The 16,284-nt window shown below is 43.0% G+C and carries 15 protein-coding genes; all 15 read left to right on the forward strand.

Annotation, left to right across the window (positions count from 1 at the left end):
• Positions 1-23: 23 nt before the first annotated feature.
• The 15 genes from ACDJ58_RS05085 (at position 24) to ACDJ58_RS05155 (ending at position 16,266) form a co-directional block, all read left to right on the forward strand.
• Complete coding sequence (locus tag ACDJ58_RS05085; protein ID WP_413376045.1) at positions 24-776, forward strand: YveK family protein; 753 nt, start codon at positions 24-26, stop codon at positions 774-776.
• Positions 757-1,440 carry a CpsD/CapB family tyrosine-protein kinase gene (locus ACDJ58_RS05090; RefSeq protein WP_413376047.1) on the forward strand — a complete coding sequence of 228 codons (684 nt, stop codon included), beginning with the start codon at positions 757-759 and terminating at the stop codon, positions 1,438-1,440. Before ACDJ58_RS05085 ends, ACDJ58_RS05090 begins: the two co-directional genes overlap by 20 nt.
• A 258-nt stretch (positions 1,441-1,698) precedes the next feature.
• On the forward strand, positions 1,699-2,607 hold the full coding sequence (gene galU, locus ACDJ58_RS05095; RefSeq protein ID WP_413376049.1) for a UTP--glucose-1-phosphate uridylyltransferase GalU: 909 nt from the start codon (positions 1,699-1,701) through the stop codon (positions 2,605-2,607).
• Positions 2,604-3,272: a sugar transferase gene (locus ACDJ58_RS05100; protein WP_413376051.1), complete on the forward strand. Its 669-nt coding sequence runs from the start codon at positions 2,604-2,606 to the stop codon at positions 3,270-3,272. The genes galU and ACDJ58_RS05100 overlap by 4 nt, the downstream gene beginning before the upstream one ends.
• A 33-nt stretch (positions 3,273-3,305) precedes the next feature.
• Entirely contained in the window at positions 3,306-4,268 is a 963-nt protein-coding gene (locus tag ACDJ58_RS05105; RefSeq protein ID WP_413376053.1) for an NAD-dependent epimerase/dehydratase family protein, read from the forward strand.
• A gap of 25 nt (positions 4,269-4,293) precedes the next feature.
• Positions 4,294-5,478 (forward strand): glycosyltransferase family 4 protein, encoded by a 1,185-nt coding sequence (locus ACDJ58_RS05110; protein ID WP_413376055.1) that lies wholly within the window; start codon positions 4,294-4,296, stop codon positions 5,476-5,478.
• A gap of 185 nt (positions 5,479-5,663) precedes the next feature.
• On the forward strand, positions 5,664-6,803 hold the full coding sequence (locus ACDJ58_RS05115; protein WP_413376057.1) for a hypothetical protein: 1,140 nt from the start codon (positions 5,664-5,666) through the stop codon (positions 6,801-6,803).
• A complete protein-coding gene (locus ACDJ58_RS05120) occupies positions 6,800-7,966 on the forward strand; it encodes a glycosyltransferase (RefSeq protein ID WP_413376059.1) in 1,167 nt (388 codons plus the stop codon). Before ACDJ58_RS05115 ends, ACDJ58_RS05120 begins: the two co-directional genes overlap by 4 nt.
• Positions 7,959-9,041, forward strand: coding sequence for a glycosyltransferase family 4 protein (locus ACDJ58_RS05125; protein WP_413376061.1), 1,083 nt, complete (start codon positions 7,959-7,961; stop codon positions 9,039-9,041). The genes ACDJ58_RS05120 and ACDJ58_RS05125 overlap by 8 nt, the downstream gene beginning before the upstream one ends.
• 36 nt (positions 9,042-9,077) lie before the next feature.
• A complete protein-coding gene (locus tag ACDJ58_RS05130; protein ID WP_413376062.1) occupies positions 9,078-10,223 on the forward strand; it encodes a glycosyltransferase family 4 protein in 1,146 nt (381 codons plus the stop codon).
• 33 nt (positions 10,224-10,256) lie between these two features.
• On the forward strand, positions 10,257-11,153 hold the full coding sequence (locus tag ACDJ58_RS05135; RefSeq protein ID WP_413376064.1) for a glycosyltransferase: 897 nt from the start codon (positions 10,257-10,259) through the stop codon (positions 11,151-11,153).
• Positions 11,153-12,538: a lipopolysaccharide biosynthesis protein gene (locus ACDJ58_RS05140; RefSeq protein WP_413376066.1), complete on the forward strand. Its 1,386-nt coding sequence runs from the start codon at positions 11,153-11,155 to the stop codon at positions 12,536-12,538. The genes ACDJ58_RS05135 and ACDJ58_RS05140 overlap by 1 nt, the downstream gene beginning before the upstream one ends.
• The gene (locus tag ACDJ58_RS05145; protein WP_413376068.1) at positions 12,504-13,502 is read left to right on the forward strand and encodes a polysaccharide pyruvyl transferase family protein; all 999 of its coding nucleotides are present in this window, start codon (positions 12,504-12,506) and stop codon (positions 13,500-13,502) included. The genes ACDJ58_RS05140 and ACDJ58_RS05145 overlap by 35 nt, the downstream gene beginning before the upstream one ends.
• A 47-nt stretch (positions 13,503-13,549) precedes the next feature.
• A complete protein-coding gene (locus ACDJ58_RS05150; protein WP_413376070.1) occupies positions 13,550-14,938 on the forward strand; it encodes a sugar phosphate nucleotidyltransferase in 1,389 nt (462 codons plus the stop codon).
• A complete protein-coding gene (locus ACDJ58_RS05155; protein WP_413376072.1) occupies positions 14,935-16,266 on the forward strand; it encodes a UDP-glucose dehydrogenase family protein in 1,332 nt (443 codons plus the stop codon). Before ACDJ58_RS05150 ends, ACDJ58_RS05155 begins: the two co-directional genes overlap by 4 nt.
• The last annotated feature ends 18 nt before the right edge of the window (positions 16,267-16,284 follow it).

Raw genomic sequence — 16,284 nt, forward strand, 5'->3', positions numbered from 1 at the left:
GACTTGAATGGGAGGAATACAGTATGGAGCTAAAAGAGTATATGCAAATATTACGCAAACGAATTTGGATCATTATTGGCTTTGTAGCAGTTGCTTGTATAGGGGCAGGTGTTAAAAATTATTTTTTGACTGTACCTATTTACGAGGCGAATGCCAAATTAATCGTGAACCAGGCTTATAACGCTCAAGGTATTCCGAACCTTGATATTAGTTCAATTCAAACCAATATTAAAGTGATTAATTCCTATATCGAAATTATTAAATCTTCAGCAATTCTCGATAAAGTTGCTGCTACATATCCCGATCTAGATATGAGCGGGAATCAACTAGCACAGAGCATACGGGTAACGACCGCGAACGAATCCCAGGTTATGAGTTTGACCGCCACCGGTTTATCTTCTGAAAAAGCAGCGAAAACAGTGAACGCCGTTGCCAAAGTGTTTAAATCCCAAATCCCCGTAATTATGAAAGTGGACAACGTAACGATTCTGAGTGAAGCCAAGCCTACGGATTCCTCTAGACCCATTAATGTAAATCCTGTTATAAACATTCTAATCAGTTTCCTTGTGGGACTTCTACTGTCTGTAGGGTTCGTATTCCTATTGGAATATCTGGACGATACCTTGAAAACGGAAGATGAATTGGAAAAAGAATTGGGTATACCTGCACTAGCTGTCATCTCTAAGATCAGAAAAGAGGAAGCGCGTTTTTCCAAACAGTCAACTACATCTCAAAAACAGGTAGGTGATGGTCAGTATGCCACGGTCAACCAATGAAAAAGGGAGCCTTGTAACCATGGCTAATCCCAAGTCTACGTCATCTGAGGCGTATCGGAAGTTGAGAACCAATATCCAATTCTCATCGATTGATAGTCAGATCCAAACCATCATGATTGCTTCGGCCTTATCTGGTGAAGGCAAGACCACTACAATCGGCAATCTGGCAGTTACCTATGCACAGGAAGGGAAAAAGGTACTCCTTATGGATACGGACCTTCGCAAACCTGCGGTACATCGCATGTTTAATGTTCCCAACCATGTGGGGCTGACCAGTGTGTTATCCAGTCAATATACAGTTACGGAAGTACTTCGGGAAACTGGAGTGGAAGGTCTGCATGTCCTGTCTTCCGGCCCAATACCTCCTAATCCTTCAGAGATGATTGGATCTCGTAAAATGACAGCTTTACTTGAAGATTTGAAGGAGGAATATGATGTGATTTTATTTGACACACCTCCTGTTCTGGCAGTTACAGACGCTTTAATTATTAGTTCATTGTGTGATGGCGTCATTCTTGTCGTGAGCGCGGGCAAGGTGAAGAAGGATCTCGTCAAAAAGGCAAAAGCCCATCTTGAACATGTGAATGCACGTATCCTTGGAGCTGTCTTGAACAATGTACAGGTGCCAAAGAGCCGAAATGCGTACTATGGGGAAAATGCTTAAAGAATGTCCACATTGATCCACAAATAATATTGTCAAGGTGATGTCTACTATACCTTTATCAAGGTAGGCACTCGGTCACACTGTGGGTAGTGTACCTTAGACGTATATCGTCAAGGGTGTGATGTGAGGTTGGGTTTAATGCCCTTTTATGAAATTAAAAGTAAGAATTGCATCAATTTATTTCATGGTTTCATGGATTTAAATGATCCAACTCATGCTTTTAAACATAAAAAATAATAATGGATAGGGTGGTATTTGATGACTAAAGTGAGGAAAGCAATCATTCCCGCAGCCGGCTTGGGAACCCGATTTTTACCCGCTACAAAGGCAATGCCTAAAGAAATGCTCCCTATTGTAGATAAACCGACCATTCAATACATCGTTGAAGAAGCTGTAGCTTCCGGGATTGAGGACATTATTATTGTAACGGGCAAGGGAAAACGTGCGATTGAAGATCATTTTGACAGCGCGTTTGAACTGGAGCAAAATCTGCTCGAAAAAGGAAAGCTCAGCTTACTGGAAGATGTCCGAAAGTCCTCTAACGTTGATATTCATTACATAAGGCAGAAGGAAGCACTGGGACTCGGGCATGCAGTATGGTGTGCTCGAAACTTTATTGGCAATGAACCGTTTGCTGTATTGCTAGGTGATGATATTGTGGTTTCTGAGGTGCCGTGCACGAAGCAACTCATTCAGCAATATGAGAAGGTCAACCAATCTGTACTCGGTGTGAAAACGGTAAGTCCAAGTGAAACCTACCGCTACGGAATTATTGATCCCCTGCATACAGAGGGACGCTTATCTTCTGTAAACAGCATGGTTGAAAAACCTCCGTTGGGTACAGCACCTTCCAACTTGGCTATTATGGGCCGTTACATTTTGACACCTAAAGTTTTTGAGTATCTGGAAGAACAAAATGTGGGTGCTGGTGGTGAGATCCAACTCACGGATGCGCTGCAAATGCTGAATCGGGATGAGGGAATTAGTGCGTATGATTTTGAAGGCTCACGGTTTGATGTGGGTGAGAAGCTGGGCTACATCCTGACCACACTTGATTTTGCTCTCAAAAATAAAGAATTGCGTGCACCTATCCTGATGGCGATTGAAGAGATTTTGATGAAGGAACAATTGAACCAAATGCTTGTCCCAGGAGGGGATAGTCTGTGAAACTTCCAAGACCGGAATACTTTGGGAGTGGAGAAGCCCTGGGCAAGGATGGCACTTCGGCAGTATTGGAACAGCCATACTCCCAGCGTGTTGGCGGATATGCTGACGTAATAAAACCGTTTATCGATTTTATTATTGCGGCTGTGATGTTGCTGATTACATCACCAGTCATGCTTGTTGCAGCGATTATGATTAAACTTGATTCCAAAGGACCTATAATATTCAGACAAGAACGTTATGGGAAAAACGGAGTTAAATTTAGTATCTATAAATTCAGAACGATGCGCACGGATGCGCCGAAATATGGCATATCTCCAACGACAAGTGATGATCCGAGAATTACACGGCTGGGTAGATTACTTCGTAAAACGAGCCTGGATGAGCTTCCACAATTGCTTAATATTATCAAGGGTGACATGAGCTTCATAGGTCCCAGACCTGAAATGAAGCGTATCGTAGAAGAAAGCTACACGGATCTGGAGCGCAGACGTTTTCTGGTGAAACCAGGGATTACTGGATTATGGCAAGTAAGTGATGTTCGCAAGGAACCGATTCACCATAATCTGCAATATGATTTTCACTACATCTCTAACGTTTCCTTAAAGATAGATATCATTATCATTTTTAAAACCGTTGGCGTTATGATCAAAAGTAATACATTCTAGCCTACTCATTAGATAATATGGAGTGTGATCGCATTGAAACACGTTGTAGTGACGGGCGCGGCCGGTTTCCTAGGCTCACATCTAGTCAAATCATTAATTGATCAAGGACATCAGGTTACCGGAATAGATAACCTTTCAACAGGCGTTTCTAAAAATCTGCAAGAGGTGGCTAACAGCCCCCTCTTTTTTTTCCGTGAAGCTGATGTTACGTTGTCCGACTCACTGGATTTTTTGATAGATCAGCCAGTAGATGAAGTCTATCATCTGGCTTCACCCGCTTCACCCAAATTCTATCAGGCAGATTCGATCGGAACGATCTGGGTGAACACTCTAGGAACCTATCATTTGTTGGAGCTCGCCCGTACCAAAGGAGCAAAGTTCCTATATTCGAGTACGAGTGAAGCTTATGGAGATCCCGAAGTTCATCCGCAGCCTGAGAGTTATCGAGGTAACGTGAACACTTGGGGGCCTAGAGCCTGTTATGATGAGGCCAAGCGTTTGGGCGAAGTTTTTTGTTATGAATACTACACGAAACACAGTGTTCCTGTGAAGGTAGCGCGTATTTTTAATACGTATTCATCAGGACTTCGGAACGATGATGGCCGTGTTATTTCTAACTTTGTTACACAGGCACTCACGGGGCAGGACATCACCGTTTATGGGGATGGCTCCCAAACCCGTTCGTTCTGTTATGTGGATGACAATATTCGTGGTCTGCAAAAGCTGATGGAAACGGAAGAGGCGAATGGCGAGATTATCAATATCGGCAACCCAACAGAGTACACTGTCCTTGAAGTGGCGTATTTGGTAAAAAAGTTGGCCCAATCCGACAGCAAGTTGGTGTTCCTGCCTTTGCCGCAGGATGATCCCAAAGTCCGTCGTCCTATGATTGGTAAGGCACGGACAGTGCTCGGCTGGGAGCCGGAAATTTCACTGGAAACAGGACTGAAGCTAACGATTGAAAATGTTCGTGCCACGCTGCAGGAAACCCCATGAAGCTGAACAAAGTGAGTTGAGATAAGTGCATAAAATAATGATTGCCCACAGTTTGTATCCACCGCATGTCATTGGCGGGGCTGAAATATCAACGCAAATCCTTGCACAAACAATGAGTAGTCATTACGAAGTCGAAGTCTTGACCGTCGGTGAACATAGACACAGGGAAATTCGATTAGACCATGTAAATGGAATTAATGTCGTCCGTTTGCCCTACAACAATCGATATTGGATAGGGGACGCTGACCGAAGTGTATCCATTCCGAGCAAAATCATGTGGCGCCTTCAAGATGTGTTTAATGTAAGGCAGTATCATCACATCAAGCAGTATCTAGCCAGAACAAGGCCTGAGCTGGTTCATACACAGAACCTCCCCGGTCTTAGTCTGGCGATCTGGAGGGCCGCGTATGAAATGCGTATTCCAGTGGTGCATACGTTACGGGATTTTTCCCTGATTGATCCAATCAACCTATCTTTATATTCCAAAATGTACCGAACTATTTCAAAGAGATTCAGTCGGACAATATCTTCGGTCATTGGCATCTCCAATCATATCTTGGGCAGTCATACTTCTCTTGGGTTCTTTGAAGACTCAAACAAACACGTAGTTCATAATATCGTAGAGAATGCTCCGTCCGTTGCAGAATTGTATAAGAAGAAAGTGGCTAACGTGAACCGCCCGTTGAAAATTGGATACTTCGGTCAGTTAACTGAAGTAAAAGGCGTCCATTATTTAATTGATGCTATTAAACTACTGGATCGAAATATTGCTGGCCAACTTTGTATTTTTGGGGAAGGACCGCTGCTCTCCCCCTTGCAGAATTCAGCGGCATCGGATAGACGTATCGAGTTCAAAGGAAAAGTGGCGAATTCGGAGATTGCGAAACAGATGGCAGCTATGGACGTAATCATTGTTCCCTCAACATGGGATGAGCCCTTTGGAAGAGTTGTCATTGAAGCTTACCAAGTAGGTACGCCCGTGTATGCTTCGCGTGTAGGAGGCATGTCCGAGATTCTATTGGATACTGAAGAATTTGCCTTTCCTGCCCATAGCGCTGAGGCAATTGCACGCTCAATTACGCATTATTACCGCTTGAGAGAACCCGAGAAAATACAGCTAAAAGAGCGATGTCATTTGCATAGCCAAACCTTTAATGAAGCTTACCTGCTTCAAGAGCATATGGACATTTACGAAAAGCTGATCAGGTAATGGAGGTTAACATGCACATTGTTTCTATGAATAGAGGCACCCCAGTATACGTAAAAGCCCAGGACGAATCAAATCACGCCTTGTTCAAGACCATGATGCATATTTTGGTGGTCTACCTTTCATGCTATGGGCTCATTTCCATATATGTAGACAATATTCTCATTCGGTCTCTAAAGGATGCGGGAATGGCTCTAATTGCTGTATTTGCTTTAAGCAAAGTATATCGAAGCCAGCAGGAGTTCATTATTCCCTTTTTATTTTTGCTCGGTTCAATTGTGGTGATTGGTTCCTTGAGCCTGATTATGGGCAAAAGCATTGTTACGTTGATCTACGGGTTCAAGATCACATTGTTGCCGATACTGATGATCTTTGCGGGAATGTTTATTGCCAAAAGTAAGGGAATATATTTATTTGCCAGAACGAATCTGATCATCTTTTTTCTATTAATCGCCGGATGGCTGATTCAATATTCACTTGGCATAGAGAAGTTGATCTCACTTGGTTTCGTCTATGGGGTAAACATCAAACATTATCTGGAAGGTGTTCCACGTCTGTCTTCCATTACGTATTCGCCTGACGGCTACGCATATGCGCTGCTCATTTCAGGTCTGATCGCCGAGAGAATTCGCTTGGCGGAAAAGCATAGATTAATTCGCTTAAGTATCCAGCTGTTATCAATTAGCTTTTTGCTTTTATCCACAATCCGTTCTGCTCTGGTTCTTTGGATAGTTTATCAGGTCGTTATGTTTCTTCTCCGTGTTCGGAAATACAATAAACATAACGTACTTCTACTAGGCGGTGTTTTTCTGTTGCTGCCAGCGGCCGTCATGCTCGGTATCCAGATGCTGAATAGCTACAATCTGCTCTCCGTAAGCTCTTTGACGGACCGTTTTCAGACCTGGGGTGCGAATCTGACATCGCCATTTTCGACGGCAGGGATGATTGGAAACGGTATTGGCTCCGTAGGTGCAGCGAGTCGAAGAACACATGTCATCGGTATACAATCGAATAATTTTGCTGTGGATAATCAATATTTTTCGTTTTATGAACAGACAGGATGGCTGGGCATGTTGTATTGGCTTGCCTTGTTTATGTGGATTCTGATCAACCTGGTAAAACGAATGAATCGGATACCTTCAGTAAACGTAATGGGTTTGCCACAGATGGCAATTGCACTTGGCGTCGGCGTGGCAGCATCAAGTCTTACGACGAACGTACTTGAGATGTTTCCTGGCAATATATCGATATGGATTGTCGTTGGAATGGCCCTTTATCAGCAAAAAGAAATAGGCGATATACCATATGAAGCGGGTGAGCTTAAATGAAGGTTTTGCATATAGGAGAATACGTTGTTGGGGGAGTTGCGACTTATTTAAACGAGGTCGTTGCATATCAACGTCGTTTTTTCGATGTTTATCTGCTGATGAGTGATTATAATTCGGCTTCGGACTTTGATTTGGAGCCGGATCGGATTGTACGTTACAAATATAAGCGCCATCCCAAGCACTTTTTCTCTGTTATGAGACAGATCCACCAAGCTATTAAACGAATTCAACCGGATATTATTCACGTACACAGTTCTTTTGCGGGCATGCTTGTAAGAGGCTTATTTTTTGTTTCCCGGCGCCAAGCCGGCGTGATTTACTGTTCGCACGGCTGGTCTTTTCTGATGGACACCAAACATTGGCTCAAAAAGGTTTATTTTATGATCGAGAAGATACTGGAGTTCAAGACCGACTGTATCATAAATATTTCAAAACGTGAACAGGAACAGTCCATTCGGTTTGGAATGTCACCTTTCAAATCGAAATTAGTATACAGCGGAATTAGTGAGAAGCGGAGTAGTAAGTCTCCTCATCTTCAACGGCCAGAATATCAATCATTGGAGGAATCATCACGTATCCAGCTTTTGTTCGTAGGTCGTTACGACTGGGCCAAAGGATTAGACATCATCTTGGATGTATTTCAACGACATCAACACTTACAGCAGCGTATTACATTAAATGTAATAGGTGAGCCTGTGTTAGATGATATTAAATTGAATTTTTCAGATAATATTGTCCGAATAGGATGGGTTAACCACGAGGAAATCGATGAACATTATCAGAAATGTGATGCGGTTATTGTGCCTTCCAGATGGGAGGGCTTCGGTCTGACGGCAGTGGAGGCGATGAAGAACAAGAAGCCCGTGATCGCTAGCAATCGTGGAGCGTTACCGGAATTGGTATCACATGGGATAAATGGTTATGTATTCGATGTAGATCAATCTGACGAATTATCAGAATTGTTGATGAGCTTGAACAAAGCTACTTTATCAGATATGGGGAATAAAGGGTATGACATTTATAAAGAAAAATTTAGTTCTACAAGAATGAATGAAGAAATTGTAAACCTTTACTATGAAGTATCTAATCTGCGGGGGAAAATTCAGGTGCCTACAACTAAGCAACCGAAATTTTCGGAGAGAATGGGAGACGCACATGATTAAAATATATTTCAATGCCCGGTTCTTGACCCAGACCGTTACAGGGGTACAAAGGTATGCAATAGAGCTGGTGAAAGAAATAGATAGGCTGATTGAACAAGGTGATATTGATTTAAATCAATATCAATTTTTCTTATTATCACCTAACAATGTAATAACGAAACTTGAACTTAAACACATTTGTCATAGAGTCGTAGGCAAATTAAAAGGGCACCTGTGGGAACAGTTTGAACTTCCTTTATATTCAAGAGAGGGAATGCTGATAAACATGTGTAATACAGGGCCGGCTTTCAAAAAAAACCAAATCGTCACTATTCATGATGCAGCAGTATTTAGCTCCCCGGAGGGTTTCTCCTTTGCTTTTCGTAATTGGTATAAATTTTTATTGGCGCGCTTAGGAAAATCATCAAAGAAAATAATTACGGTATCTCATTTTTCAAAAAAAGAATTGATTCATAATTGCAAAATAGATGAAGAAAAGATTGAGGTGACTTATTTAGGTATTGATCACATTCATCGTATACAAGCTGCACAGGGAATCTTAGAGAAGTATCAATTAAAGGGTCCATATATTTTGGCTGTGTGCGCGATGAATCCCAATAAAAATTTTAGAATGATCTTTGATGTATTGCCTGAACTTGAAGGGCATAACTTGAAAGTTGTTATCGTGGGTTCTAAAAATAGTAGGGTATTCGGAGAGCAAGATACGCCTCATTCCGATGCTGTTCATTGGTTGGGGTATGTATCTGATGAAGAACTACTGGCGTTATACGAGCATGCAGCGGGTTTTATTTTCCCTTCGCTCTATGAAGGTTTTGGCTTACCTCCTCTCGAAGCAATGGCGCTGGGATGTCCAGTCGTCGTATCTTCTCGTGCTTCGATTCCTGAGATATGCGGGGATGCTGGCCTATATTTTAATCCACTTGTTCCTCAGGAAGCTGCCGCACATTTAATTGAAATTACAACAAACTTAGAACTAGGTCAAAAAATGTCCGTTAGGGGTAAGGAGCATTCGGCGTTCTTTACCTGGAACAAATGTGCCAAAGATACGGTCAACATTATCATGAATACGGTATAAAGAGGCCGGCCACGGTCTTTCAAGGGAGATACGGATATGAATAAAGTTTTTGTTGCGATTGATTTCCCCCCTGAGAAAGGAGGAATTCATGATTATGCTTATGGACTTATTTCGCAGATGTCTGCGGAGGAAACCACCGTTCTGACCAATAAAATAAAGAATACGGAGCAGTCCAAGCAGTTTGACCAAAAGACCGATTTCGAGATTATACGGAAGCGAATTTTTTGGAACTCAAATAAAGTGCTCCTGCTTATATCACAGATTATTCTAATTATCCAGCTAGTTGTGCTGAAATGGCGCAGAAAAGCTGACGAAATCCATTTTATCAACGTGTTTCCCGTAGGAATTGCCGGACCGGTCATGAAAGCTTGCTTCCGTACCAGATACTTCACTTACGTTCATGGACTGGACGTCATGGGTATGCTGAACAGTAAGCTTTTTCCGGTTTTAATGCACATTTTGCGCCGTTCCGATAAGGTAATTGCCAATAGCCAATATACCAGATCAAGGTTGATTGAGTTGGGCATTAGGGAAGAACAGATTGTGATTATTCCACCAGGACTGAACATAGGTAAGTTGAAGAGTGTTTCAAGTGAGGAAGAAGATGTCCGAAATAAGTATGATCTGCATGGCAAAAAGGTGATGATCACCGTCTCCAGGCTGGTAGAACGGAAAGGTCATGACATTACGCTGAGAGCGATTCGCCACGTCGCCCCGCGCATTCCTAATCTGAAATATGTGATATGCGGTGAAGGACCTTATCGAAGCGAGCTGGAGCGTTTGGTTGGGCAGTATGCTCTTGAGGATATCGTCGTTTTTACAGGGGGCATCCCCGATCATGAGCTTCATCAATTGTATCAATGCTCTGATCTGTTTATCATGCCCAGTCGAAATATTAAGGAAAAAGGTGATGTTGAAGGTTTCGGGATTGTATTTTTGGAAGCTAACTATTACCGGTTACCTGTCATTGGTGGCAATAGCGGCGGTATTCCGGATGCCATCAAGGATCACGTTACCGGCTATCTTGTTGATCCATTGGACGAAAATGAGATTGCGGACCGGATCGAACAATTGGTGGTGGATGAGGAACTGGCACAAAAGCTCGGTGATAATGGCTATGAGTGGGTCACCAATCATTGTCTTTGGTCACATCGTGGTCAGCTGTTAAGACAATTGGCCTGAGGACAAAAAAACTGCATATTTTGGGGTGAGAAGATGAGGGCATCAGTAGCCGTCTGCACACATAACAGGGGAAATGACACGATGCAGGCTGTTAATAGTATATTAAAAGGCGGATCTGACTACATGACTTATGAAATTTTGATTATTGATAATCGTTCTACCGATAACACAAAAGAACTGTTTGATTCCTTGAACTTTCCGGAACATGTGCGCTATGTTTTTGAGCCCCAATTAGGATTGTCCTATGCAAGAAACAGGGCCATTGAGGAGGCAAATGGAGAGTTTGTACTGTTTTTGGATGACGATGCCCTTGCTGCTCCTACATGGGTTGCCGAAGTTATCAAAATATTTGATATGGATCCTGCCATCGGTTGTGTGGGGGGCAAGATCGTGCCCATTTGGGAAGGTGGAAAACCGGAGTGGATTCCAGATGATATTGTAAGTTTGTACACAGTAATGGACTTTTCCGAAAGTATTGTGGAGATGAAGGCACCCCATATTCCTTTTGGGGCGAACGTATCTTTTAGAAAGAGCATTTTTAGGGAAATCCAGCCGTTTAGAGTGGATCTTGGACGTGTGGGAAATAACCTGATGTCGAGCGAAGAGAGTGAACTTATTGGCCGGGTTCGGTTAGTTTATAAAATTTATTACAGTCCATATGCGGTTGTAGAACATAAGATTGCCAAAAGCAGGTTGAATAAGCGTTGGTTGTTGCGCCGGGTATACTGGCAGGGTATTAGTGACGCAACCCGCTATCAAAAGAGCGTATGGGGAATTTATAAACATCTGATTCGAATCGCACAGTCGGCTCTGCTCATTGCGATCTCGTTCAACAATGTTAAAAAGGTAACCAGTCAGATGGCCAAAATTTCTTATCGTAATGGAACGATAGTCGGTTCATTACGCAATGGAAAAGGATTGAACACGTAATGAGCATAGCCACCGCTAAACCTTCTAGACAGCGCAGTATGCTTCAAACGATTTTCCTGACCAGTTTCGCCAATATTGCTATTATGGCGCTAACTACAATTACCTCCATCCTGACGGCCCGCATGTTTGGAGCAACGGGCAAAGGGGAACTCGCCACCGTACTGTTTTGGCCAGCGCTGCTGTCCGGACTCGCGGCATTTGGTCTGCCTACTTCACTGATCTATAACGTGAAAAAGCATCAGCAGCAACTCTCTACCTATATTGGTATGAGCTTTGTCGTGCAGCTACCAATCAGTCTGATTGTCGGTTTGATCAGTTGGGTGGGCATGTCCTCCTGGCTTGCAGGATATTCGGAAACATTGGTCGCTCTGGCTCGTTGGTACACGGTGCTTATGGTCCCGGTCCTGCTTCTGACGGGAGTCCTGGCGGCAGCCGCTCAGGGCACAGAGCGGTTTCACATTTATAATCTGTCTAGGCTACTCGTACCTTTGTTGAATCTGGTTGGGTTGATCGGTTTCTGGCTGACTGGTTCACTTACGGTAGAACGAGCAATTGCGGTGAGTCTTGCTTCGACACTTCTTGTATTGGTCGTTTATATGTTCATGATGAGGCGACAGATATTTGCATCAATTTCTTATCTGATCCATCAATTTAAAGCCTGTGTGCATTTATTCAGTTATGGCATTCGCGTGTATGGTGTTGAGCTGCTGGGGACGCTCTATACCCAGTTCGACAAGATTATCATTATTGCTCTGCTTACGCCTCGTGATTTCGGTCTTTATTCCGTCGTATATGCGCTTTCGCGGATGTTCAATGTCGTACAGAACGCAATTATCAATGTCATTTTTCCAAAAGTGGCAGGCATGGAGAAGGAGCGAGTGTTGCTGCTTGTTGGCAGAGCTTTTCGAATTAGCATGGTTCTAATGACCATCGTAATTATACCGAGTATGCTGATAGGCCGTTTTTTCATAGGCCTTCTCTTCGGTCCAGAATTTTTGCAGGCCAGTGGCGTATTTTATTTGCTTTCGTTGGAATGCATCGTTGGTGGAGGATCGTGGATACTGGCTTCGGCTTTTAATGCACTCGGCAGGCCTGGGGTTATCGTGCTGAGGCAGATCATTGCGCTGGCAGTAACAGTGACGTTATTTTTTGTGCTTACCCCTATGTTTGGTTTGATGGGCATTGGAATTGCTTTGCTAACCGGTTCGTTTGTTCGCATTCTGATGTCGCTGATTTCGATCTCGGTCCTGTTCAAGCTTCCCATTCGAAGCATGCTCTATGACAAAGAAGATATCAAATTCCTGAAGCAACAATTCAGAGAGAAGAATCTATTTAAAGGAGCCCGGAAAGATGCCAAACTCGCAAAGAACTCATCCCATGGATGAGTTGAAAAAGCAGCTTGAAACCATACTGGAGGTCATACCTTCTAATTCCAAAATTTATTATATTGATTACCCTGTCCATAGCAATTGTGGTGATCTTCTTATTATGAAAGGAACAGAGACTTTTTTTAAAGACCACCGTATTCACGTCACCCATAGATATAGTGTTTATGATTTTGATTATCCGGTTGAAATACCACGAGATCAAATTATTGTACTCCATGGTGGCGGGAATTTTGGCGATTTATACGAAGCACATCAAAAATTGAGAGAAAATATTGTTCAGCATTATCCGAATCATAAGATTGTGATTCTTCCTCAGACGATATTTTATAAGGATCAGTCTGCTCTTCAAAGAACCGCTGCTATTTTTAATCAACATCCAGATCTCCATATATATGTTAGAGATGAAATATCGTTTCAAATTGCATCCGAGAATTTCCCCAACTGTGAGGTGGCTTTAATTCCTGATATGGCACATCAATTATGGCCAATTGAATTGAAACGATCCCCACGTAAAGAAAAGTTGAATTTCTTTAGAACAGATATTGAACAAATCTCTCAACAATCTTCGATTTCAACAGAGCAGCAGGGTGACTACTTAGATTGGCCAACTTTATATAACAGATATGAAAAGAAACTAATTTATTACATCAGTAAAGGACTGAAAAAGCGGGCTCCACGAGCCATTTCACAGTTTTTATGGATGAAATATAGTGATTATCTGGTGAACAAGGCTATTCGTTGTTTCGCGGACTATCGCATGATTCATTCTTCCAGATTACACGGACACATCTTATCCTGCCTTATGGCAAAACCAAATGTGCTAATTGATAACTCCTACGGGAAAAACTCTGGATATTATCGGATATGGACTCATGAAGTTAACACGGCAAACATGGATACCTCCTCAAAAACGATCTCTCCACCTACACCTAAGTATATGGAAACAACCGCAACAGTATAAAAAACCGGGCTCAATGTGTGTAAAATATAGAGAGTGGAGTGATAACCATGAGAATCGTACTTCTCTCCGGTGGATCAGGCAAGAGGTTATGGCCCTTATCCAACGATACGAGATCGAAGCAGTTCTTGAAAGTACTGGAGGGCCCTGAAGGGCAAACTGAATCCATGGTTCAACGGGTATGGAGGCAACTGAAGCATACGGGATTAAGCGAACAGGCCACGATTGCAACGAGTAAGCCACAGGTGGAGATTTTACGGAGTCAACTGGGCGATGAGGTTGATCTTGTCGTAGAGCCGGAACGCAGAGATACTTTTCCCGCAATTGCCTTGGCAGCTGTTTATCTGTACTCGGTACAGGGCGTCAGTCTGAACGAAACGGTTGCTGTACTTCCCGTTGATCCATATGTAGAGGAATCCTTTTTCTATAAAGTTACGGAGCTTGAAGGAGTGTTAGATGAGTCTGGTGCGGAGCTCGCATTAATCGGGGTAAAACCCACGTATCCTTCAGAGAAATACGGTTATATTATTCCTGATCCACATGAAACCGAAAAACATAACCATTACGCCAAAGTATCACGTTTTCAAGAAAAACCCTGTGAGACTGAAGCGGCAGAGATGATAGAGCAATCTGCCCTTTGGAATTGCGGGGTTTTTGCATTCAAGCTGAACTATCTGATTAATCTGCTGATCTCCCTTGAACTGCCAATTCAGTATGAAGAGATGCTGAAACAATACGGAAGATTACAGAAAATTAGCTTTGATTATCAAGTAGTCGAAAAAGCTAGTCACATTGTGGTTACACCTTATGAGGGATATTGGAAAGATCTCGGCACATGGAATACGCTGACGGACGAGATGAGTACCCATATTGTGGGAAGAGGTGTAATGACGAACAGTTCGGTGAACACACATCTGATCAATGAGTTGAATATTCCGGTGTGTGTATTGGGGGTTTCCAATCTTATTGTTGCGACCAGTCCGGATGGAATTCTGGTCAGTGAGAAAGAGGCAAGTCCACAGATTAAAGAGATTCTTAAGGATGATACTCAACGTCCTATGTATGAGGAACGCCGCTGGGGTTGTTACAAAGTGCTTGATTACACGCGTAATGCCAGAGGAGAAGAGGTATTAACCAAACGGATTATTGTTGGGGCGGATAAGAATTTTTCTTATCAATACCATCTCAAACGAAATGAAGTTTGGACAGTTGTTTCGGGTCAAGGCGAACTGATTCTGGATGGTGAACTGAGATTGCTTAATCAAGGGGATGTCATTTCCATTCTGGCAGGTAGTAAACACAGTGTAAAAGCCGTAACCGAACTTGAAATCATTGAAGTTCAGATGGGTAGTGAACTGGTGGAAGAGGATATCGTACGAATAGAGATGGAATGGACAGATATTATCCAAAATTGCGTGAATTGGGGGAAAACAAGATGAATATCGCGGTGATTGGAACAGGGTATGTAGGTCTTGTATCGGGAGTATGCTTTTCGGAGATCGGCAACCAAGTCATCTGTGTGGACAACAATGAGGCCAAAGTGGAGATGCTCAACGAGGGCAACGTTCCTATCTATGAGCCAGGCCTCAAAGAGTTGATGGCTTCCAACATGAAAGCAGGCAAACTATCGTTCACCTCCAATATTGCTGAAGCAATTAGCCAGTCGGATATTATCTTTATCGCTGTAGGCACGCCTTCTCTTCCGAGCGGCGAAGCCAACCTGAGCTATGTGGAGCAAGTAGCTATAGAGATTGGAAGTCACATTGAGAGCTACAAAGTTATCGTGACCAAAAGCACCGTTCCTGTAGGCACCAATGATCGTGTTCGCGAGCTGATTAGCAGTATTTCATCTCAGCCTTTCGATGTGGCTTCTGTTCCCGAGTTCCTCCGCGAAGGATCTGCGGTTAATGATACGCTGAATCCTGACCGGATTGTCATCGGAACGAACAGTGATCGTGCAATTAAAACACTAAAAAAACTTCATCGGCCATTGACCGAGAACTTGATCATTACGGATATTCGATCAGCCGAAATGATTAAATATGCTTCCAATGCATTTCTTGCAACCAAAATCTCATTCATTAATGAAATCTCGAATATATGCGAAAAAGTAGGGGCTGACGTTACACGAGTAGCCGAAGGCATGGGCTACGATAAGCGTATTGGAGCTTCCTTTTTGAAGGCAGGCATTGGTTATGGAGGTTCATGCTTTCCAAAAGATACACAGGCACTAATTCAGATCGCAGGCATGGTCGATTATGATTTCAGACTGTTAAAATCCGTTGTCCAAGTAAATCAGGATCAGCGCTTCCATGTCATTCACAAACTGGAAGAGGCGCTGGGATCTTTAAAAGGAAAAACAATTGCTGTCTGGGGATTAGCGTTTAAACCGGAGACAGATGACGTGCGGGATGCTCCAGCGATCGATATCATTCAGCATTTAAGTGATGCTGGAGCAGTAATTAAGGCCTATGATCCCATTGCAACTGCGAATTTTCGTAAAGAGGTAGATGTAGCCTCCATCACGTGGGAAGAGAATCCACTTCACGCTGCTGAAGGAGCAGACGCCTTGTGTGTGTTGACCGAATGGAAAGAATTCGCTCATATCGATTTGAAAGAACTGGCCGAGATCATGAACGATCCAATTATGATTGATGGTCGTAATTTGTATAGTGCTGAACAGGTTCAGGCATCTAATCTTCAATATTATTCTGTTGGTCGTCCAGGTTTGACGAAACTGGCAGGGAAAGCGGCAGCAATCATTTAACCGCTATTCATCATCTTG

The sequence above is a fragment of the Paenibacillus taichungensis genome (assembly GCF_047302525.1).
Lineage (GTDB): Bacteria > Bacillota > Bacilli > Paenibacillales > Paenibacillaceae > Paenibacillus > Paenibacillus taichungensis_B.

What these genes read in the sequence shown, in the direction of transcription:
- ACDJ58_RS05085 (WP_413376045.1), top strand. Translation starts at nt 24, where the DNA reads ATGGAGCTAAAAGAGTATATGCAAATATTACGCAAACGAATTTGGATC.
- ACDJ58_RS05090 (WP_413376047.1), top strand. Translation starts at nt 757, where the DNA reads ATGCCACGGTCAACCAATGAAAAAGGGAGCCTTGTAACCATGGCTAAT.
- galU (WP_413376049.1), top strand. Translation starts at nt 1,699, where the DNA reads ATGACTAAAGTGAGGAAAGCAATCATTCCCGCAGCCGGCTTGGGAACC.
- ACDJ58_RS05115 (WP_413376057.1), top strand. Translation starts at nt 5,664, where the DNA reads ATGGCTCTAATTGCTGTATTTGCTTTAAGCAAAGTATATCGAAGCCAG.
- ACDJ58_RS05120 (WP_413376059.1), top strand. Translation starts at nt 6,800, where the DNA reads ATGAAGGTTTTGCATATAGGAGAATACGTTGTTGGGGGAGTTGCGACT.
- ACDJ58_RS05125 (WP_413376061.1), top strand. Translation starts at nt 7,959, where the DNA reads ATGATTAAAATATATTTCAATGCCCGGTTCTTGACCCAGACCGTTACA.
- ACDJ58_RS05130 (WP_413376062.1), top strand. Translation starts at nt 9,078, where the DNA reads ATGAATAAAGTTTTTGTTGCGATTGATTTCCCCCCTGAGAAAGGAGGA.
- ACDJ58_RS05135 (WP_413376064.1), top strand. Translation starts at nt 10,257, where the DNA reads ATGAGGGCATCAGTAGCCGTCTGCACACATAACAGGGGAAATGACACG.
- ACDJ58_RS05140 (WP_413376066.1), top strand. Translation starts at nt 11,153, where the DNA reads ATGAGCATAGCCACCGCTAAACCTTCTAGACAGCGCAGTATGCTTCAA.
- ACDJ58_RS05145 (WP_413376068.1), top strand. Translation starts at nt 12,504, where the DNA reads ATGCCAAACTCGCAAAGAACTCATCCCATGGATGAGTTGAAAAAGCAG.
- ACDJ58_RS05150 (WP_413376070.1), top strand. Translation starts at nt 13,550, where the DNA reads ATGAGAATCGTACTTCTCTCCGGTGGATCAGGCAAGAGGTTATGGCCC.
- ACDJ58_RS05155 (WP_413376072.1), top strand. Translation starts at nt 14,935, where the DNA reads ATGAATATCGCGGTGATTGGAACAGGGTATGTAGGTCTTGTATCGGGA.